At 64.6% G+C, this 19,976-nt stretch carries 18 protein-coding genes and 1 pseudogene; 7 read left to right on the top strand and 12 right to left on the bottom strand.

Going from position 1 to position 19,976, the window contains the following annotated elements:
- Positions 1–3: 3 nt before the first annotated feature.
- Both HNP55_RS23380 and rmuC read right to left on the bottom strand, forming a co-directional pair.
- Positions 4–1,176 (bottom strand): MFS transporter, encoded by a 1,173-nt coding sequence (locus tag HNP55_RS23380; RefSeq protein WP_184304746.1) that lies wholly within the window; start codon positions 1,174–1,176, stop codon positions 4–6.
- Positions 1,173–2,579, bottom strand: coding sequence for a DNA recombination protein RmuC (gene rmuC, locus HNP55_RS23385; RefSeq protein WP_184304748.1), 1,407 nt, complete (start codon positions 2,577–2,579; stop codon positions 1,173–1,175). Before rmuC ends, HNP55_RS23380 begins: the two co-directional genes overlap by 4 nt.
- A gap of 195 nt (positions 2,580–2,774) precedes the next feature.
- Between rmuC and HNP55_RS23390 the strand changes: the two genes are divergently transcribed.
- Both HNP55_RS23390 and HNP55_RS23395 read left to right on the top strand, forming a co-directional pair.
- Positions 2,775–4,307, top strand: coding sequence for a DUF1800 domain-containing protein (locus tag HNP55_RS23390; protein ID WP_184304751.1), 1,533 nt, complete (start codon positions 2,775–2,777; stop codon positions 4,305–4,307).
- Between the two features lie 24 nt (positions 4,308–4,331).
- A complete protein-coding gene (locus HNP55_RS23395; protein ID WP_184304753.1) occupies positions 4,332–5,519 on the top strand; it encodes a DUF1501 domain-containing protein in 1,188 nt (395 codons plus the stop codon).
- A gap of 207 nt (positions 5,520–5,726) precedes the next feature.
- Here the strand turns inward: HNP55_RS23395 and HNP55_RS23400 are convergent, their stop codons facing one another.
- From HNP55_RS23400 to HNP55_RS23415, 4 genes are read right to left on the bottom strand one after another with little or no spacing between them, the layout of a single operon-like run.
- Complete coding sequence (locus tag HNP55_RS23400) at positions 5,727–6,140, bottom strand: hypothetical protein (protein WP_184304755.1); 414 nt, start codon at positions 6,138–6,140, stop codon at positions 5,727–5,729.
- The gene (locus HNP55_RS23405) at positions 6,137–7,153 is read right to left on the bottom strand and encodes a 2-hydroxyacid dehydrogenase (RefSeq protein ID WP_184304757.1); all 1,017 of its coding nucleotides are present in this window, start codon (positions 7,151–7,153) and stop codon (positions 6,137–6,139) included. Before HNP55_RS23405 ends, HNP55_RS23400 begins: the two co-directional genes overlap by 4 nt.
- Before the next feature lie 11 nt (positions 7,154–7,164).
- Positions 7,165–7,893, bottom strand: coding sequence for a nitroreductase (locus HNP55_RS23410; RefSeq protein ID WP_348648750.1), 729 nt, complete (start codon positions 7,891–7,893; stop codon positions 7,165–7,167).
- Positions 7,890–8,333, bottom strand: coding sequence for an acyl-CoA thioesterase (locus HNP55_RS23415; protein WP_184304758.1), 444 nt, complete (start codon positions 8,331–8,333; stop codon positions 7,890–7,892). The genes HNP55_RS23410 and HNP55_RS23415 overlap by 4 nt, the downstream gene beginning before the upstream one ends.
- Positions 8,334–8,655: 322 nt before the next feature.
- Between HNP55_RS23415 and HNP55_RS23420 the strand changes: the two genes are divergently transcribed.
- Positions 8,656–9,387, top strand: coding sequence for an NYN domain-containing protein (locus HNP55_RS23420; RefSeq protein WP_184304759.1), 732 nt, complete (start codon positions 8,656–8,658; stop codon positions 9,385–9,387).
- Positions 9,388–9,507: 120 nt separating this feature from the next.
- Here HNP55_RS23420 and HNP55_RS23425 read toward each other — a convergent pair whose 3' ends face one another.
- Genes HNP55_RS23425 through HNP55_RS23435 form a run of 3 tightly spaced genes read right to left on the bottom strand, consistent with a single transcriptional unit; the run spans position 9,508 to position 12,544 of the window.
- Complete coding sequence (locus tag HNP55_RS23425) at positions 9,508–10,464, bottom strand: histone deacetylase (protein WP_184304760.1); 957 nt, start codon at positions 10,462–10,464, stop codon at positions 9,508–9,510.
- A gap of 52 nt (positions 10,465–10,516) precedes the next feature.
- Positions 10,517–11,410 (bottom strand): hypothetical protein, encoded by an 894-nt coding sequence (locus HNP55_RS23430; protein ID WP_184304761.1) that lies wholly within the window; start codon positions 11,408–11,410, stop codon positions 10,517–10,519.
- A 39-nt stretch (positions 11,411–11,449) separates the two neighbouring features.
- Entirely contained in the window at positions 11,450–12,544 is a 1,095-nt protein-coding gene (locus tag HNP55_RS23435; protein ID WP_184304762.1) for a hypothetical protein, read from the bottom strand.
- A 240-nt stretch (positions 12,545–12,784) separates the two neighbouring features.
- Here HNP55_RS23435 and phaP point away from each other — a divergent pair, with 240 nt between their 5' ends.
- Together phaP and HNP55_RS23445 are read left to right on the top strand one after the other, a co-directional pair.
- Positions 12,785–13,342: a TIGR01841 family phasin gene (gene phaP, locus HNP55_RS23440; protein WP_184304763.1), complete on the top strand. Its 558-nt coding sequence runs from the start codon at positions 12,785–12,787 to the stop codon at positions 13,340–13,342.
- Positions 13,343–13,549: 207 nt separating this feature from the next.
- Complete coding sequence (locus tag HNP55_RS23445) at positions 13,550–14,500, top strand: DUF3667 domain-containing protein (RefSeq protein WP_184304764.1); 951 nt, start codon at positions 13,550–13,552, stop codon at positions 14,498–14,500.
- 4 nt (positions 14,501–14,504) lie between these two features.
- Here the strand turns inward: HNP55_RS23445 and HNP55_RS23450 are convergent, their stop codons facing one another.
- Together HNP55_RS23450 and HNP55_RS23455 are read right to left on the bottom strand one after the other, a co-directional pair.
- Positions 14,505–15,167: an LON peptidase substrate-binding domain-containing protein gene (locus tag HNP55_RS23450; RefSeq protein ID WP_184304765.1), complete on the bottom strand. Its 663-nt coding sequence runs from the start codon at positions 15,165–15,167 to the stop codon at positions 14,505–14,507.
- 44 nt (positions 15,168–15,211) lie between these two features.
- The gene (locus tag HNP55_RS23455) at positions 15,212–16,162 is read right to left on the bottom strand and encodes a patatin-like phospholipase family protein (protein ID WP_184304766.1); all 951 of its coding nucleotides are present in this window, start codon (positions 16,160–16,162) and stop codon (positions 15,212–15,214) included.
- A gap of 162 nt (positions 16,163–16,324) precedes the next feature.
- Between HNP55_RS23455 and HNP55_RS23460 the strand changes: the two genes are divergently transcribed.
- Entirely contained in the window at positions 16,325–18,721 is a 2,397-nt protein-coding gene (locus HNP55_RS23460; protein WP_184304767.1) for a penicillin acylase family protein, read from the top strand.
- An 8-nt stretch (positions 18,722–18,729) separates the two neighbouring features.
- Here the strand turns inward: HNP55_RS23460 and HNP55_RS23465 are convergent, their stop codons facing one another.
- A complete protein-coding gene (locus tag HNP55_RS23465) occupies positions 18,730–19,080 on the bottom strand; it encodes a Rid family hydrolase (protein ID WP_221439756.1) in 351 nt (116 codons plus the stop codon).
- Positions 19,081–19,385: 305 nt separating this feature from the next.
- Here HNP55_RS23465 and HNP55_RS24525 point away from each other — a divergent pair.
- Positions 19,386–19,577, top strand: a pseudogene (locus HNP55_RS24525) (hypothetical protein); the annotation flags it as partial.
- Positions 19,578–19,976: the final 399 nt, after the last annotated feature.

Consider the following 19,976-nt stretch of genomic DNA (forward strand, 5'->3'; position numbering starts at 1 on the left):
CGCTCAGCCCGCCTTGCGGATGGCGCTGGCCGGCCATTGCGCCAGCACCAGCAGGCTGGCCATCAGCCACATGGGCGCGGCCACCACCGTGGCGGCGGCCAGCAAGCCAAAGCCCACCGGCATGGCCACGGTCGCGCTGTTCACCACCAGCATGCGCAGGCCCAGGGCCTGGCCTTGGCGGTCCGCCGGCGTCACCTGGTGCAGCAGGGCCAGCACCATGGGCTGCACCGAGCCCAGGGCCAGGCCCAGCACGGCCGAGCCCGCCATCAGCCCCGCCGTGCCCGGCAGCCAGGCGTAGACCAGCAACATCGCCGTGGCCAGCAGCATGGCGCTGCGCACGGCCTTCAACTCGTCCAGATGCTGGGCGAAACGCACGATGGCCAGGCGCACACAGGTGGCGGCCACGGCGAAGGCGCCCAGCACCAGGCCGATCTCGGAGGCGCTCAAGCCCTTGGCATGGCCCACCACCGGCACGACAAAGCTGTGCGCGTCCCAGCAGGCCGACAGCACCACATTGAGCAGCAGCAGATTGCGCAGGGCCGGCCGCTTCAGCAAGTCCCAGGCGGGCCGGGTCTTGCTGGCATGGCTTGGCGGCTTGGGCGGGTGGCGTGGCACTTGCTGCGCCAGGCCCCAGGCCAGCAGGGGCAGCAAGAGCGCCAACACGAAAGCGGCGCGAAAGCTGATGTGGTCGATCAGCAAGCCCGCCGCCACCGGCGCCAGCGCATTCGACAAGGCCGGCCCCAGCGCCACCCAGCTGAAAATGCGCTTGAGCTCGGAGGGTTCATCCGCCATCAGCCCCGCCTCGCGCTGCAAGGCCACCGCCGCCACGCTGACGGCGCCGCCGCAGAGCAGGCAGCTGAAGGCAATCGTCCACAGCGACTGGCCCGCCAGGGCCACCACCGCACCGGTGAAGGCCAGCGTTACGCCCAGGCCCACCGGTCGATGAAAACCATGCTTGTCGGCCAGCCGGCCCGCCCACAAGGACAGGGCAATGGGCGCGATGGCGAACAGGCTCAAGAGCACGCCCACCGTCCACTCGCCAAAACCCTGCTTCAGCGTCCACAGCGAGGCCGCAACCCGGGTCACGGCCATGCAGGCGTGCACGGCCACCAGGGTGGCGATCAGCCAGGGGAAGGCGCGGCGCAAATCGGCCGCTGCGGCGGGCGCAGCGCTCAAACCTCGCCCTCGTCCGCATCCGCGTCGGCGCCGGGCAGACCCAGCCTGAGCAGCTTGCCCGTCGCCTCGTCCGGCAAGGCCTCCACGCTCTTGAGCTTGCGCGTCATGGCGCGGGTGCGGGTCTCGGCCGCATCGATGGTGTTGCTGGCTTCTTCCAGCTTCTTCTTGGTCTTGGCCAGCACCTCGCCGAACTTGCCGAACTCGGTCTTGACGGCGCCCAGCACCTCCCAGACCTCGGCCGAGCGCTTCTCCAGCGCCAGCGTGCGAAAGCCCATCTGCAAGCTGCTCAGCGTGGCCAGCAAGGTGGTGGGCCCGACCAGCATCACCTTGTGCTCGCGCTGCAAACTCTCCACCAGGCCGGGGCGGCGCAAGGCCTCGGCATATAGGCCCTCGGTGGGCACGAAGAGCATGCCGAAATCGGTGGTGTGCGGGGGGGCGATGTATTTCTCGCGAATCGTCCGGGCTTCAAGGCGCAAGCGGGTTTCGATGGCCTTGGCCGAGGCCTCCACACCCGCCGCATCGGCGCGGTCCTGGGCCTCCAGCAGGCGCTCGTAGTCCTCGCGCGGGAACTTGGCGTCGATGGGCAGCCACAGCGGCGCCCCATCCTCGCGCTGGCCCGGCAAGCAAATAGCGAACTCCACCCGCTCAGCACTGCCGGGGATGGTGGCCACATTGCTGGCGTACTGCTCGGGCGTGAACACCTGCTCCAGCAGGCCGGCCAGCTGCACCTCGCCGAAGATGCCGCGCGTCTTCACATTCGTCAGCACGCGGTTCAGCGAGCCCACATCGCGGGCCAGGCTCTGCATCTCGCCCAGGCCTTTGTGCACCTGCTCCAGCCGGTCGGCCACCTGTTTGAAACTCTCGCCCAGGCGCTGCTCCAGCGTGGCGTGCAGCTTCTCGTCCACGGTGGCGCGCATCTGCTCCAGCTTTGTCTCGTTGTCCTGCTGGATCAGGGCCAGGCGCTGATCCACCGCCGTCTGCACCTGACTCAAGCGCTGCTCGTTGCGTTCGGCCATGGCCTTGAGCTGCTCGTTGATGCCCTGGCCCAGGCGCTGCAAGGCCTCGGTCTGGGCTTGCGTGGCGCGCAGGGCGGCGGCGTCCTGCGCCTCACGGGCCGCCAGGGCCTGGCCGGCAAAGGCCTGGGTGCTGCGCTGCAGGCCCTGGCTGAGGCCTTGCTGCAGATGGGCCAGCTCCTGGCGCAGGCCGCTGCCACTGCGGCTCAGCTCATCACGCAACTCGCGTTCCAGGCGCTCGCTGGAGGCCTGCACCACCGGGCCGAGCTGGCGGCCGATCCCCTCACCCGCCGCCGCCGCGCTGCTGCGCATTTGCAGCCACAAAACTCCCAGCAGCAACAACACCAGCAAAACCGCCAGCCCCAGAATCAGCCATTCAAAAATACTCATGCGGCCATTGTCTCAGCGCGGCGGCCCGGGCCTGTTGGCACGGCGGCCCGAGCGGGCGCCAGGCGCTGCGATTCAAAAAACTTTGCAAACAGACACAGAGTTTGCGTCCCCGTGCAGGCATGCTTGCGGCGTTGTCATCCGCAGCCTTGCCATAACCCGAATTTTCCACTGCATCGCAAGCAAAGGGCTTGAACCATGCACCTGTCTCCCCGCACCGCCGCCTTCTTCTCGGCCCTCGCCCTGGCGGGAGGCTTGAGCGGCTGCGCCGGCCCCGGCCCGGCGCAGCCGGCCGCTGGCATGAGCGACGCCCTGCTCAACCGCCTGAGCTGGGGTGCCGGCGGCACCACCCTGGCGCAAGCCGCGCGGCAAGACTTGCCGGCCTATCTGCAAGCCCAACTGCACCCGCAAGGGCCGGCGCTGCCGGCCGAGGCCCAAGCCCAGATCGACGCCATGAGCATCAGCAAAATACCGCTGCAGGAACTGGTGCTGGAGATGGAGCAGCGCCGCAAGGCGGCCGACGCCCTGGCGGACGACGAGCAGAAGAAAGCCGCCCGCCAGGCCTACCAGCAAGAGATGAACCGCCTGGCCCGCGAGGCGGCCAGCCGCCATCTGCTGCGGGCGCTTTACTCCCGCCACCAGGTGCAGGAGCAGATGAGCTGGTTCTGGCTCAACCACTTCAGCGTCTTCCAGGGCAAGGGCAATCTGCGCGCCATGGTGGGCGACTACGAAGAGCAGGCCCTGCGCCCCCATGCCCTGGGCAAGTTCCGCACACTGCTGGGCGCGGTGGTCAGCCACCCGGCCATGCTGCGCTACCTGGACAACGAGCAGAACGCCGCCGGCCGCCTCAACGAGAACTTTGCCCGCGAGCTGATGGAGCTGCACACCCTGGGTGTGGACGGCGGCTACGGCCAGCGCGATGTGCAGGAACTGGCCCGAGTGCTCACTGGCGTGGGCATTAACGCAGGGCCGGGAACACCCGGTATGAAGAGAGACTTGCAAGGCTTTTATGTGCGCAAGGGCATGTTCGAATTCAACCCGGCGCGGCACGACTTTGGCGCCAAGACCCTGCTGGGCCGGCCCATCCAGGCGCAAGGTCTGGCCGAGCTGAACGAGGCCCTGGACCGCCTGGCCAGCCACCCGGCCACGGCCCTGTTCATCAGCCGCAAGCTGGCCCAGTTCTGGCTCAGCGATGAGCCGCCGCCGGCCCTGGTCCGGCGCATGGCGCAGGCCTTCGAGGCCAACGGTGGCGATATCGCGGCCACGCTGGCCTTGCTGTTCAACTCGGCGGAGTTCGCCCAGGCCGGGCCAGGCAAGTTCAAGGACCCGATGCGTTATGCCGTGTCCGCCGTACGCCTGGCCTATGCGCAAAAGCCGGTGCTCAATATGGGCCCCATGCTGAACTGGCTGAACCGCATGGGCGAGCCGCTCTACGGCCGCCTCACGCCCGACGGCTACCCCCTGAACGGCACGGCCTGGAGCAGCCCCGGCCAGATGAGCACCCGCTTCGAGATCGCCAAGGCCATAGGCTCGGGCAGCGCCGGCCTGTTCAGGAGCGAGGGCGCGCCGCCGCAGGAGAAAGCCAGCGTCCCGCAACTGGCCCAGACGCCGTTCTACATATCCATGGCCAAGACGCTCAGCCCGGCCACCCAGCAGGCCCTGGCGCAAGCCAACTCGGCGCAGGAGTGGAATGCCTTTCTGCTCTCCTCGCCCGAATTCATGAGCCGTTGAACCTAGATTGAACCAAGGACCACCATGCGCCGCCGCAGCCTTTTAGCCGCCTCCCTGGGTTTGAACTTTGGCGCCGCCGGCCACTTGCTGGCGGCCGGGGCCAGCGCCTCGGCGCCCAAGTTCCTGCTGGTCTTTCTGCGCGGCGGCTATGACGCCGCCAGCCTGCTGGTGCCCCATGCCAGCAGTTTCTACTACGAGGTGCGCAAGGACATCGCCATCGCCCCGCCCTCCGCCGAGCTCACCTCGGCCCTGCCGCTGAACAGCGACTGGGGCCTGCACCCGGCCCTGCGCGACAGCCTCTACCCGCTCTACCAACAAGGCGAGCTGGCCTTTGTGCCCTTTGCGGGCACGGACGACGTGTCGCGCAGCCATTTCGAGACGCAGGACAGCATGGAGTTGGGCCAGCCCTTGAGCGGCCGCAAGGACTATGGCTCGGGCTTTCTGAACCGCCTGGCCGGCCAACTCAGCGGCTGCTCGCCCATGGCCTTCACCGAGCAGCTGCCCAAAATATTCCAGGGCAGCGAGCAGGTGCCGAACACCGCGCTCAAATCCCTGGCCAAGCCCTCGGTGGACGCGCGGCAGAGCGAGATCATCGCCGCCATGTACCGCGGCACGCCGCTGGCCGCGACGGTGCAGGAAGGCTTTGCCCTGCGCCAGGAACTGATGCGCGACCTGGCCGGCGAGATGCAGGCCGCCAGCCGCCAGGCCATTTCGGCCAAGGGCTTTGAGCTGGAAGCCCGACGCATCGCCAAGCTGATGCGCGAGAACTTCAATCTCGGCTTTATCGACGTCGGCGGCTGGGACACCCATGTGGGCCAGGGCGGCGCCAGCGGCTATCTGGCCAACCGTTTTGACGAGCTGGGCCAGGGCCTGGCCGGCTTTGCGCAGGAGATGGGTGCGGCCTGGAAGCACTGCACCGTCGTCGTGCTCAGCGAGTTCGGCCGCACCTTCAGGCAGAACGGCAACCGCGGCACCGACCACGGCCATGGCACGGTGATGTGGGTGCTGGGCGGCGGCCTGAAAGGCCAGCGCATCGTCGGCGAGCAGGTGGCGGTGGAACGCGCCAAGCTGTTCCAGGACCGCGACTTCCCCGTGCTCAACGACTACCGCGCCGTGCTGGGCGGCCTGTTCCAGCGGCAATACGGCTTGAGCGCGGCGCAACTGGCCCAGGTCTTTCCGGGGACCAGGGCCAGGGACTTGGGGCTGCTTTGATTTGGGGCGGATCGCTGGTTATATTCCTCTGCTCACCGCCCGTTCAAAAGATGGCTTCAGCCCTTGGGGAGTGCCTTTCTCCGAAGAGGAATTCCAGTCCCTCAGCAAAATGTTGAACAAGGAATTGAAGAAGACAACAAGGGGATGTGCTGGAGTAGACAGTGGTTGCGCTCATTTGCGACGTTATTCGTCCGCTTGAAATTTTGATTAGGCATCACTTCGACCCCCACGCTCCCAGAACCGTTCACGAAGGCTTCGGGCGAATGCGTACTGCACAGCGAAAAAGACTGCAATGGTCACCCCGAAGTTCAAAGACGCCCAATCGGGTTTGGATTCCGCGCCGGGTAGGAACGCGAGGACCACCACGAACGGCAAGACGAAGGAATAGCCAAGGATTGCGTTGCCGTAGATTTCCTTGTCACCCCTGCATGACCAGAACGCCGCAAAGAGAACTACGAAAACAGCAACCGTGTTGAATGCCGCAACCTTGACAACCGGCAAATCCCTGACAGCCCAACTCCAGTAGTGCCACTCAAAAAAACCCAAGAACGGGGTGTAGCCAGCTACCACTCCTGCCGCAGAAGCAGAGAACGCAAAGAGTGCGAGGAGAGCGAGCTTCACGAATTGCCCAATGCTCGGAATGGCATGCATTGCCTATCGGTCCCTCCCCCATTCAACCCCGTCACCATCTCACCCCCCGTCAAGGCCGCAATCAAATTGTCCGCGGCCAAATTGCACATGGCTCGCCGCGTCGGCACCGAGGCGCTGGCGATGTGCGGGGTGAGCACCACATTGTTCAAAGCCAGCAAGCGTGGGTTGATTTGCGGTTCGCCCTCAAACACATCGAGGCCGGCCGCGGCCAGGCGGCCTTCACCCAAGGCCTGGGCCAAAGCGTCTTCGTCCACCACGCCGCCACGGGCGATATTGGTCAAGGTGGCCGTGCGCTTCATCAGCGCCAGCTCGGGCGCGGCAATGATGTGGTGGGATTCGGGGGTGTAGGGCAGGACCAGAATCAAATGGTCGGCCTGAGCTAACAGCTCATCTTTGCTGACCCAGCGTGCGCCCAGCGGGGCTTCTTGCTCGGGCGCCAGGCGGCTGCGGTTGTGATAGATCACCTGCATGCCAAAGCCCAGGGCGCCACGCTTGGCAATGGCCTGGCCGATGCGGCCCATGCCCAGAATTCCCAAGGTGCTGCCATGGATGTCGGCACCGGCGAAGAGGTCGACCCGCCATTGCTGCCAGTCGCCCCGGCGCAGAAAATGCTCGCTCTCGCTGATGCGGCGGGCGGCGGCCATCATCAGGGCGAAGCCGAAGTCGGCCGTGGTTTCGGTCAGCACATCGGGCGCGTTAGAAACCTTGACGCCGCGTGCGCTGCAGGCCGCCAGGTCCACATTGTTGTAGCCCACGGTCATCAGGCAGACGGCGCGCAAATCCGGGCAGGCGTCCAGCAGCTCGGCCGTGATCTGCTCGGTGCCGGAGGCAAACACACCTTGCTTGCCGGCCAGGCGGCGGCGCAGTTGCTCGGGGCTCAGCGGTTCGTTTTCGTCGTACCAGTCGACCTCGAAGTGCTCGCGCAAGCGCGCCACGACCTCGGGGAAGATGCGGCGGGCGACCAGGACTTTGGGCTGGGTCATGGGTCGGCCTTTCAGGTTTCGATGAAGCGGGCGAACTCCGCCACGGGCGCGCGTTCGGTGAGCAGGCTGTTTTCCACCGCTCCCGGGTCGGCATAGCCCAGGGCCATGCCGCAGACCACCATTTGCTCGGGCGCCAGCCTCAACTCCTCGGCGATCAGGCGGTGAAACTGGGTGAAGGCGGCTTGCGGGCAGGTGTGCAGGCCGCGCGCGCGGGCGGCCACCATCACGCTTTGCAAAAACATGCCGTAGTCCAGCCAGCTGCCCTGCTGCATGAGCCGGTCGATGGTGAAGATCAGGCCCACCGGCGCGTCAAAGAACTGGTAGTTGCGGCCATGCTGCTGCTGCATGCGGGCCTTGTCGGTCTTGGCAATGTCCAGCAGGCCGTACAAGTCCCAGCCCACTTTGCGGCGGCGGTCGATATAGGGCGACACCCATTGCTGGGGGTAGTAGGCGTACTCCTCCTTGTGCGCGGCGTTCTGCTCGGGGTCCAGATAGGCGGCCAGGATGCGATCGCTCAGGCGCTGCTTGGCCGCACCCGTCAGCACATGAACCTGCCAGGGCTGGGTGTTGGTGCCCGAGGGCGCACGCGAGGCCACGCGCAAGAGCTCTTCCAGCGTCTCGCGCGGCACGGCGCGGGGCAGAAAGGCGCGCATGGAGTGGCGGGTCTCGATGGCGGCGTCCACGGCGGCCTGCTCGGCGGCGCTGGGTTGGGCAAAGCGGCGGGATTCGGGTGTGCTCACAGCGTCAAACCTTTCAAGGCGGTCAGATATTCGGGGGGTAGTTGGGGCACGGGGCGGCGGTTTTCGCGGTCCACATAAACATGCACGAAATGGCCGCGCGCCGCGCAAAGCTCGGCGCCTGGCGCGAACAGGCCGATCTCATAGCGCACGCTGGAGCGGCCTTGCTGCGCGACCCGCAGACCGGCTTCGATGCGCTGCGGGAAGGCCAGCGAGTCGAAGAAATTGCAATGCGTCTCCACCACCAGGCCGATGACGGCACCGGCATGGATGTCCAGTGCACCGCAGCGGATCAGGTACTGATTCACCGCCGTGTCGAAGAGGCTGTAGTAGACGACGTTGTTCAGATGGCCGTAGATGTCGTTGTCCATCCAGCGGGTGCTGAGGTCCTCGAACAAGGCGTAGTCGCTGCGACGATCGGGCTGGGGGCGGGGTTCGCTCATGAAGGCATTCTTTCACTACTCTTGGCATTGGGCCCAGTCCGCTTGAACGCACCCTGGACAGAAGGCGCCTTGAACTGGGGGGTTTCATCAATCAATGCCCCTGCAATTGATTGTGCCGGCGCGACCTCCATATGCAGGCCACGAGTAAAAGATGCGGCGAGGTACGACGGGCCCATGACACCCAGATAGATTGACGAAACCCCGCCATACAGGGAAAATGCCAGCACCACTCATCCTTTGCGGTGTCATTCAGTTGGCTCCCGTTCGGGACGAAGAAGCCGCTCTCTCTGGGCGGCTTCTTCACATCTGAACGACAAAATCAGTGGCAACAGATCCCAAACAGCCCCCGCGAGTTGGCGTCTACGTTGACGGCTACAACCTGTACTACGGCAGGCTACGCGGCAGCGGGTTCAAATGGCTGGATCTGGTCAAGCTGCTTGAGGACATCCTGGCCAAGCGCGACCAGAACGAGCGCTTGGCCCGTGTTCACCTTTTCACAGCGCATGCGCTGGCCACTTTCGCCACCCATGGCGATGCCTCGGTTGAAGCGCAGGCCGCCTATCACCGGGCTCTTCAGGCCAAGCATGGGGATCGATTCGCAATCACCTACGGCACGCATAGCTTCGACCGAAGCGGCTCCCTGATGCCCGAATTCATACCGGGACAGGGCTATGACCGAAGCAAACGCGTCCGGGTATGGCGTCTTGAGGAGAAAAAGACCGACGTGAACCTGGCCCTTCGGATGTACCGCGATGCCGCCCAAGGTTTGTACGACCGCATCATCCTGGTCTCCAACGACAGCGATTCCGAGCCGGCTCTGCAGGCGATTCGCGAAGACTTCCCGCACATCGCAATCGGCTTGGTCATTCCGATCCGACCTCCAGTGCCGCCATCGAAATCCGGCGGCGGCCCAGAACGCCGAATCAGCGGCTCCTTGACCAATCTGGCCGATTGGACAATCAGGCACCTGAGCGATGAGCAGCTCCAAACCGCACAGTTGCCGCCCCTGGTCTCGACAAAGAAGAAACCCATTCGCAAGCCAGCCCATTGGTGAATGAGCACGGCTCAACCAGGGTCTCGGTATTCGAAGGGCAGCCGGTAGGAGTTCAAGGACCACCGGTGAGGACTTGGCTGCGCTCAAGGATCACATGCAGCGACTGCGGATTCATGGCCTTCATTCTTGCATCGCCCGCTCTTGCCAAGCTTGCTGGGCCTTGGCCGCCGCTTGCAAGGTGTTCACCTGGCAGGCCAGGGTGTCGGCCAGATCATGGCCATAGCCGCCCGCCATGCTCAGGGCCACGGGGATGCGGCGCTGGCCCAGCCAACTCAGCACACGCTCGTCGCGGGCCAGCAGGCCGGCGCGGCTGAGCTTGAGCCGGCCCAGGCGGTCGCCCTCGTGCGGGTCGGCACCGGCCAGGTAGAAGGCCAGGCCGGGCGGCCGCAGCGCAAACCGCTGTTCGATCTGCAGCAAGGCCGCATCCAGGGCGGCCAGGTATTCCGCATCGGCGCAGCCGTCGGCCAGGTCCACGTCCAGGTCGCTGGCCTCCTTGCAGAAGGGGAAGTTCTTGGCCCCGTGCATGGAGAAGGTGAACACGCTCTCGTCCCCGCGGAAGATGGCCGCCGTGCCATTGCCCTGGTGCACGTCCAGGTCGATGACCAAGACCCGCAAGCCTGGCACAGGCCCCTGGCGACGCTGCCACTCGGCCTGCATCAAGCGGGCGGCCACCGCCACATCGTTGAAGACGCAGTAGCCCGAACCCTTGTCGGCATAAGCATGGTGGGTGCCGCCGGCCATATTGGCGGCCACGCCCTCGCCGCCCAGCAAGGCGGCCCGGGCCGCGGCGATGCTGGCGCCGACCGAGAGACGCGAGCGCTCCGCCATCTGGGGCGACCAGGGGAAGCCGATCTCCCGCTGCTGGGCTGCGCTGAGCCGGCCCAGCATGACGGCCTCCACATAGCCGGGCGTGTGGACCAGGGCCAGTTCGGCCTCGCTGGCGGGCTCGGCCGGCGCCATGCGCAGCAGGCCCGGCCGGGCCTCGAAATACTCGCGCAGCAAACGGTATTTGGACTGCGGGAAGCGATGGCCCGGCGGCAAGATCAGGCTGACGGCATCAGAGTGGAAGGCGAGCATGGGTCGACAACAAAGTCATCACGCCGGGCAAATTAACAGCCGTGTCTTTCGTTCAGCTTCTGGGTGGACGCATTCTTTTGATTATTTTCTCAGCAATAATTCTCGCCTGTTCTTTATCTTCAGCAGATAAATTAGTGGAATCAAATTTCTTCTTTACTTCTCCGCCCAAGGCTACTGAGAGCGACTCGGCCAGTTCAAGATAGAGTTGCACCTCCTGACCCACCTCCCTATCCTCCGCCGCGATTCTCAACGCCGATCTCAAAATATTATGTGCTTCGGAGCTGATCCCAAAAAAGGCTGCGGAATGGCCAGCAACAGAAGCCAAAGTATTTAGATCCCCTTCGCGAGCATCTTCCACCATGAATTTCAAGACTTCAGGACGCCTAACTCCAGTCGCAAATTCTTTTGCTGCGGCGCCGACAACTCTTTGCTCTGTCGCCAACAACAATAGCCGCGCTCTCATTTCAATGATGCCGCCGGCAACGGTCTGACAATTCGAAATAGTTCGTTGCCGTTCGCGTTGACTTTCAGCACGCGCCTCTCGGAAGCTCGCTGATTTTTGAAGTTCGGCTTCTTCTGTGGATAAAGAACCTGCCCGCGCTTGCATCCGCGTCGCCATATCACATCTAAAAAGCTCATTGGCCATTTTCATCGCCATCACACCATCTCGTGAGTCAAGCGCCTTCATGACCTGATCGCCAAGCGTCCCCGGATACTTCTCGTTTTTTTCGAACGAATTAAGTTGCTGCTCTTCTGCTGGCGCTGGTGCGCTCGTCAAAGCACTTTGATTCTCAGCAGTTGGCTTACCTGAACCAGACTCAACCATATCAGGTGCAGCCCGCGCTGCAGCTTTTTCGGCACCAAGTACAGAGTGCTCTACCGGTTTTTCAAAATACTTTGTACAAAAGCTAAAGAAAGCAAAAATGACAACCGTACCTGCAGCCAATGATAAAGCTAAGACTCGACTCCCCAACATACTCACCCCCTAACTCGCTGCAGCAATACAAGCATCATAACGGCGCTCAATAATAGCCCAACGATCCTCGAAAGCACGGGTATTCGTAGACACACAATCTTGCGGGCGAAAATTACCGAACAACTCAAATCCTTCTTTCTTCCATTGCTCTCTTAAATACCCCACCCAAGAACTTGTTCCTGCCGCGCATACTTCCATACTTCGTTCATAAATCAACGTTGCGGCTCTTCTATCCAATTCGCTTTTCGCCACACAAGCCTCCCGCTCAGCCTTCTTTTCCTCTGGCTTTTTGGGCGGCACCTTTTTGGGCTGGCCGTCGCCGCTGCTAGGACCAGGTCCGTCGCGATACCCGTTGCCGAGGCCCAGGTCGCCGAAATCGCCACTGCACAAATTAGGATTCCTAAAACAAGGGTCTTCGGGCTGAATTCGAGTGCCATGGACGTGGACTCGCTCAAACTCCGCGCGAGCCAAATCTGCCGCAAAGAGTTGCCCCAAAACCATACCCAGGACAAGAACAAGCGACCTCTCAGGCCGTCGCCAACGATTTGATGAGCTGTAGCGCTGAAGTGCTGTAGATGCAAACAAATTTTCCTCCCAGAATGTCGATTTTCTTATTACTGCTCTTGGGTACGCCAACTGGCGTGCCATGTCAAATCCTAACTTAAATGAAAGACTGACCCAAACAAACAAGTGCGCTCTGATATACCTCACATCACTAGCATTGATCGCTGAACGCCCCGTCACGCCTCCAATTCGCGTGTTAGTGGGCAAAGTCAACGCCAAATGGGCACCGTCGCGCTGGGCGGTTAGCAACTTGGACCGGTCATTCCACCCCTGCGCCCGAAGTCCCAAGCCCGAGTTATGCAAGGACTTTGACTTGGTAAAGATGTCGGCGCGTCGCATAAGCCTGCGTGAAGTGGGATGCTCGAGTTGTCGTTGTGCCACCTCAGCCACATGCGCTTGCTCAGGGGCTTTCAGAAGCCTGCAGGTACGCTGCGCGCCGTTTTGAGTGCCCAACGACTTGTAAGGTCTCGCCATGGCTGTGGTGGCAATGGCCAGGATTTGCGCCTTGTTGACCATCCCGAATTGATGACGCTGCAGCATGACTTTTCACTGTCAATTCAAACCGCCAAGCTGGCTGTCATGCCCGTGTCACAGCCTGGCCCCAAGCTGCGACCAGGGCCAGCAAGCGAAAAATCAGCTTTTTTGCTGCACCGCAACAAAAAGTTCTTGCAATGCGCGGCGACGCCCCTATACTTGGTTTTGTTGCAGTGCAACATTAACGCTGACAAAGAAGTTTTTGCAGACATCAACTCGGGGTAGCCCCCGAACAAGGAGTGCTCCATGCTGACCGCTGAACAAATCATCGCCGCCCACAAAGCCAATATCGAAACCCTGTTTGGCCTGACCAACAAGGCTTTCGAAGGCGTCGAAAAGCTCGTCGAACTGAACCTGCAAGTGGCCAAGACGGCCCTGGGCGAAGTGGCCGAGTCCACCCACGCCGCCCTGTCGGTGAAGGACGCCCAGGAACTGCTGGCCCTGCAATCCTCGCTGCTGCAACCCAGCGCCGAGAAGGCCGCTTCCTACAGCCGCCATCTGTACGACATCGCCTCCAGCACCAATGCCGAAGTGGCCAAGGTTGCCGAAGCCCAGCTGGCCGACATCCAGGCCAAGTTCTCCGCCGTGGTTGAGAACGCTGCCAAGAACGCCCCCGCCGGCACCGAAAACGCCGTCGCTCTGGTGAAGTCGGCCGTGGCCGCTGCCAACAACGCTTTCGAGTCCGTGCAAAAGGCCGCCAAGCAAGCCGCTGACGTTGCCGAAGCCAACTTCGAAGCCGCCACCAACTCGGCCGTCAAGGCCAGCCAGACCGCCGCCCGCGCTTCCAAGCGCGCCTCGGCCTAAGCTTCGCAGTCTTGCGCCCCGGCCTCGCGGCCAGGGCGAAACGATTGTCTCCTCGGTGCCGACTTGAAGCGCAAGCCTCGACAAGTGCCGTTCAAACCCAGCGCATGCGCTGGGTTTTTTTATTCTCGGGCCGGACTTGGCAGCCCAGCCCCAGGCTCCGCATAAGATGCGCGGCAGTCCTCACCGCCGCCTCAAGCCCTTGCTGTTGTGTCTACGCCCGACTCCACCGCCATCAAGCCGCAGAAGCTCAGCCTGAGCCGGGCTTGGCGCCGTGCCACGGCGATTGCGCCCACACCGGCCAATCACTGCCCCAACTGCGGCAGCGCCCTGGCCCTGCCCACGCCCAAATACTGCGGCGAATGCGGGCAGGAGACGCAGATCAAGGCCCCCACGCTGATGGAGTTTGCCCAGCAGTTCGGCGGCAGCTATATCGCGATGGAGGGCGCGCTGTGGCGCACCCTGTGGCGGCTTTTGCTGCTGCCGGGGCAGCTGACGCTGGAGTATTTCGCCGGCCGCCGCCGCCGCTATGTGCTGCCGCTGCGCCTGTACCTGACCATCAGCCTGCTGGCTCTGGTGCTCTTGCGGGTCGTGAGTTCGATCCAGATCGACAAGCTGGAGAACAACGCGGTCAAGTTCGACGAGCGCGATCGCAGCAATTTGCAGCTCAATATCGCGGGCTTTCAGGCCGGCTTGAAGAACGGTGAGTTCTTCTGCAAGAACTTCCCCGCCTCCATGTGCGCACGCCTGGAGCGCCGCTTCAAGGCCGACCCGCAAACCATGGCGACCGAGATCCGCGAGGCGCAGCTGCGCTTCTTCAGCCATCTGGGCACGGCCATGTTCCTGCTGCTGCCGGCCTATGCGCTGTGGCTCAAGCTGGCCTATTTCGACAAGCGCCGGCGCTATACCGAGCATCTGGTCTTCGCCCTGCACCTGCATGCCTTCTGGTTCGCCATGCTGATTCTGATGCTGAGCAAGCTGCCGGTGCTGTCCGAGCTGGCACCGCTGGCCTGCCTCATCTACCCGCTGGTCGCCCTGCTCCGGGTCTACCGCAGCCGCTGGTGGAGCACGGTCTTGCGCGCTGGCGTCATCGTCTTGCTCTACCTCAGCACGATCGCGTTTGCCCTGGCCCTGGTGGCGGTCTGGACGCTGCTGACTTAAAGGCTCAAGCCGTGGGCGGCAAGCCCAGGCGATCCAGCTGATCGGCCACCAGCTCCAGGCGGACCAGGGGGTTGTCCAACTGCATCAGGCGTTGGCGCTCATCGCCCGAGAGGGGCAGCATCTCGCACCAGCGGTTGGCCAGCCAGCCGCTGTCTTCCCACAGATAGGGCGGCTGCAAAGGCATGTCCTCGGCCGCGGCGCCCTGCTCCAGGCTGTGCAAAAGGGTTTGCAAAAGCACGGCGGCCGGCGCCAGATCGGCCGGCACCGGCACCTCGGCGTCCAGGCTCAACAGCTCCACCTCGGCCATCCACAGGCCATGCGGCAGGCAGTCGGCCTGCAGGACCTTGAAGCGCTGCCCGCCGGTACAGCGGATCTGCAACAGCCCCGGGCCTTCGCGCTCCAGCAGCTGGATATGGGCCAGCGTGCCTATGGCCTGGAACTTCTCGCGCAAAAAGGCCGCGCCGCCCTCGGGCACCCGGTCATCGCGCCGCCGCACCTCGCCGCCCTCGATCAGGCCGACCACGCCAAAGGGCTGGCCCGCCTTGTGTACCCGGGCAATCATTTCCAGATAGCGCGGCTCGAAGATGCGCAGCGGCAGATAGCCGCCGGGGAAGAGCACCGACTGCAGCGGGAAGAGCGGGATCGTCTGCTTGGCTGTTGCGCTCATTCAAAGACCTCTCTTCCCTGTGAAACCATGGAGGGGACAAGCCATCAACGGGTCTTGGCCTCGATGCGCGCCCGCAGCAGGGGCAGCATGGCCGTGGCGGCCTCGCGGCCCGCCTGGATGGAGCGGCGGCGGGCGCCGAAGTCGGCGCTGCCCACACCGTCCAGCTTGGGCCTTATGACCACATCGGCCTCGCCCAGCTCGAAATTATTGATGCTGCGGCCCATGATGGAGAAGGTCTGCAGCAGCATGCGCATGGCGTCGCCCGGCGGGTTCTTATCGGGCGGCGAGGAGATGTCCACCGCGATCACCAGCTCGGCCCCCATCTGGCGCGCAAAACGCACCGGCACCGGCGCGACCAGGCCGCCATCCACATACTCGCGCGTACCGATCTTGACCGGCTGAAACACCGCCGGCACCGAGCTGGAGGCGCGCACCGCCACGCCGGTATCGCCGCGCCGGAACAACGCGCCCGAGCCATCGGACAAATCGGTGGCAACGATGCCCAGCGGCAGCTTCATCTGCTCGATCAGCTTGGCGCCGGTCTTCTCGCGCACATAACGCGCCAGCGCCTCGCCACGGATCAGGCCGCGGGTGGGGAAGGCCCAGTCGGTGATGGCGCCTTCGTCCATGTTTTCGGCCAGGGTGGCCAGCTCCTTGCCATTCATGCCCGAGGCGAATAGCGCGGCCACCAGGCTGCCGGCCGAGGTGCCGGCGACCAGATCGGCCTTGATGCCCTGCTCCTCCAGCACCTGGATCACGCCGATATGCGCAAAGCCGCGCGCGGCACCACCGCCCAGGGCCAGGCCGATGCGCGGCGGCTGAGGTGCGGCCTTGGGCGGCAGGGGCGCCGCTGGCGCCACGGCCACGGGCGGCGGATTGCCGGTGTTGAGGGAGGGGGTGGAGCAGGCCGAGAGCCCCAAAACAGAGGCCAGGGAGGCAGCCAGCAGGCTGCGGCGGCGCAGCGGAGCTGACGCGGATTCACGAGGAAGAGACATGGCGGCATTCTAGGAGCCTGCGCAGGCTCCGCCGCTGCATCTCGCCCCCGGCTAATCCCCGAGCCGGCAGCTGCCCTGGCGCAGCCACAATCCCTCGAGAAGATGGGGCGCCCTGGCCGCATCAGACCCGGGGCCTTGCGGCCCAAACTGCCCGCGCTGCCCATGAGTTCAAGCCCCGTGACCGTGTCGCCCCCCCAATCCGCCTGGCCCGCTTGGCGTTGGCTGCGTCGCGGCCTGCTGGCCCTGCTGCTCTTGCTGCTGGTGCTGGCCGTCCTGGCCTGGGCCCTGCTGCGGGCCAGCCTGCCCCAGCTCAATGGCCGGATCAGCCTGCCGGGCCTGCAGGCGCCGCTCAGCCTGGCGCGCGACGATCTGGGCACCCTCATCGTGCAGGGCGAGAACCGCCTGGACCTGGCCCGCGGCCTGGGCTTTGTGCATGCGCAGGAACGCTTTTTCGAGATGGACCTGACGCGCCGTTCCGCCGCCGGCGAGCTCTCTGCCCTGTTCGGCCCCGTGGCCCTGGAGCGCGACAAACAGCGCCGCCTGCACCGCATGCGGGAGCGCATGAGCGAACGCCTGGCCCAGCTGCCCGCCGCCGACCGCGCCCTGCTGGAGGCCTATGCCAGCGGCGTCAACGCCGGCCTCGGCGCCTTGCGAGTACGGCCCTGGCAGTACTGGCTGCTGCGCGCCGAGCCCGAGCCCTGGGCGGCGGTGGACTCGACCCTGGTGGTGATCGAGATGTTCTGGATGCTGCAAGGCTCGGGGCTGGACGGCGGCTTCGAACGCGCCCAGCTGCGCAGCAGCGCGGGCGATGCCTTGTTCGATTGGCTCAATCCGCGCGGCGGCCGCTGGGACGCGGCGCTGGACGGCAGCCAGCTCCAGCCCCCTGCCCTGCCCACGCCCGAGCAGCTGGACCTGCGCAAAGCCAGCCCCAACACCTCGCAGGCCCCGCTGCCCCAGCGGCAGGCCAGCGCGGACGAGCCCGCCGTCATCGGCAGCAATAACTGGGCCGTCGCGGGCCGCCGCAGCGAACATGGCGGCGCCCTGCTGGCCGACGATATGCATCTGGGCCTCTCGGTGCCCAGCATCTGGTTCCGCACCCAGCTGCAGATCCCCGCCAGCGCTGGCCGGCCCGAGCAGCGCGCGGCGGGGCTCTCCCTGCCCGGCATGCCCAGCATCGTGGTGGGCAGCAATGGCGCGGTCGCCTGGGGCTTCACCAATGCCTACGGCCAGTGGTTTGACTGGATCCAGCTGCCAAGTGAATTCGCGCCCGAACGGCTCAAGATCTACACGCAGACCATCGCCATCAAGGGCCGGGCCGCCGAGAAGCTGGAGGTCCAGGAGTTCGACGGCGCGCCGCTGCTGCGGGAGCAAAACGGCAGGCGCTACGCCCTGCGCTGGATCGCCCACCAAGGCGAGGCCGTCAATCTGGAGCTGGACCGCATGCTGCTGGCCCGCCATGTGGACGAGGCCGTGGGCATTGCCCAGCGCAGCGGCATCCCGCACCAGAACATCGTGATCGCCGACTCGCGCGGCCAGATCGCCTGGACCCTGGCCGGCCGCCTGTGGAGCCAGCCAGGCCTGGCCAAGAGCTATGCCCGTTTTCAGGGTGCCGAGACCCCGGCCCATGACTGGGTCGCCCCCGCCGACTACCCGCTGATCAAGAACCCCAAGAGCGGCCAGCTCTGGACCGCCAACAACCGCCAACTGGGCGGCGCGGCCGCCGAGCTGATCGCCGACGGCGGCTTTGATCTGGGCGCCCGTGCCCAGCAGATCCGCGAGCGCCTGAGCGAAAAACCCAAGCATGACGAGGCCAGCTTCTCGGCCCTGCATCTGGACAACGAAGCCCGCTTCATGCAGACCTGGGGCCAGCGCCTGCTCAAGGTGGCGGCGGCCAGCCCGGCGCATGCCGAGGCCGCCGAACTGCTGCGCCGCTGGACGGGCCGGGCCGATGCCGAGCAGGCGGCCTACCGCCTGATTCGCACGGCAAGGCTGAAGACCCTGGACACCCTCTGGCTGGCCTGGACCGAGCCCTTGCTGGGCACCCGGCAGCGCGACGAAAAAAGCGCCATCAAATGGCGCAGCAGCTTCGAGTACCCGGTGAGCCAGGCCCTGGACCAGCAGCCCACCTATCTGCTACCGCCCGGCCACGCCAGCTGGGACGCCCTGCTGCTGGCCCAGTTGGACGCCGCCGCGCAGGAGATGCGCGAGCCCGGCCCACAGGCGCTGGCCGCGGCGAGCTGGGGCCAGCGCAACCGCAGCAAGATCCAGCATGTGCTGTCCAAGGCCATCCCGCCCCTGGCCTACTTCCTCGACATGCCGGGCCTGGACCAGGGCGGCGACAGCAATCTGCCCCATGTGGCGGCGCCGGCCTTTGGGCAGTCGCAACGCCTGGTGGTCTCACCCGGCCGCGAGGCGCAGGCCACCTTGTCCATGCCCGGCGGCCAGAGCGGCCACCCCATGTCGCCTTTTTACGGGGCCGGCCACGCCCAATGGGCGAACGGCGAGGCCACACCCTTGCTGGCGGGCCGGCCCAGGCATCGGCTGGATGCCGAGCCCTAGTGGCTGGCCTATGCCAGGGCGATGCAGGCGACGGACACCTTCAGGCCCTCGATCCTGACCGAGAGCTGGGTGACCTGGCGGGCCGGTGGCTTGTTGGGAAACCACTTCAGCCACTCCTCGTTCATGCCCTCGAAATCGGCCCCGTCGTCGAGGATGACGGTGGCGCTGACCACCTTCTCCAGCGAGCTGCCGGCCGAACGCAGGATGGCCGAGATATTGCGCATCACCTGATGCGTCTGCTCCTGAATCGTATGGCCCTTGAAGGCCCCGCTCTTGGCGTCCGTCGGCGTGGTGCCCGAGACAAAGATCAAGCCGGCCGCCTTCACCGCCTGGCTGAACATGGGCGGCGGTGTGGCCACCTGAGTGGTGTAGATGATTTCGCGCGCAGACCATGCGGAGTCCTTTCCGAGTTCAGGAGCCGGTCGCATGCATCCGAAACGGCGCAGGCTCGCCCCCGTGTGAGGCTTGTAGCACGGTGGCGTCTTTTTGCTGGCAATAGCCTGCCTTGTTGGTGCCAAGTAAGCTGGGGATGATGAATTGCGCCCCGTCAACGACAGCTTGTAAGGTCAGCAGCCCTGGCTTCCTTCAGGGGAAGCGTGGGCGACGAACACTCAGGGCTTGGGGGGAGGAGGGGAAAGGGAAGACCTGACCCCGAATTCGCGCTTACCATTCGTTCGATTTCTCCAAGTACGCTCATCGCTACCTCGCCGAAGTTCAGTACCGCTTCAACCATCGCTTCGACCTGGCGGCCATCCTCATCGGCCTCGTGCGGGCTTCGGCGCTAGTCAAACCATACCCGGAGCCCCGCCTTCGGACGGCTGAGCCAAGGGGCAAATCAGGTATCCAATTGATTTAATAGTTATGCCTCACCGCGCTTGCCCCGGAAGGCCCGACTTGAAATGCTTACGGAATTCTTGTCAGGATCTTTCGCGTTGGCGAAGTGATAGCCATTGGCTTCATGTATGACCCCAAACTTGAGCCCCTGCTTCTGAGCTGCGATACAGAAGGCCTCTACGTCTTGGACGTGAAATGACAGCTTCACACCAACTTGGCCTAGCTTCGCTGACTTTACCGCTTGATGGATGAGGATTCCTGCGCCGCCATCCGGTGCATGCAGTTCGACTAGGGTGTGTTGACATTCAAGTCATGCAGACGATGGCGCCGACGAGACTGATGAACGAGGTAAACCGTTCGGCCAGCTTTTCGTAGCGAGTGGCGATTCGACGGTAGTGCTTGATGCGGCAGAAGAAGCGCT

This window comes from Roseateles oligotrophus (genome assembly GCF_014204525.1).
GTDB lineage: Bacteria > Pseudomonadota > Gammaproteobacteria > Burkholderiales > Burkholderiaceae_C > Paucibacter_A > Paucibacter_A oligotrophus_A.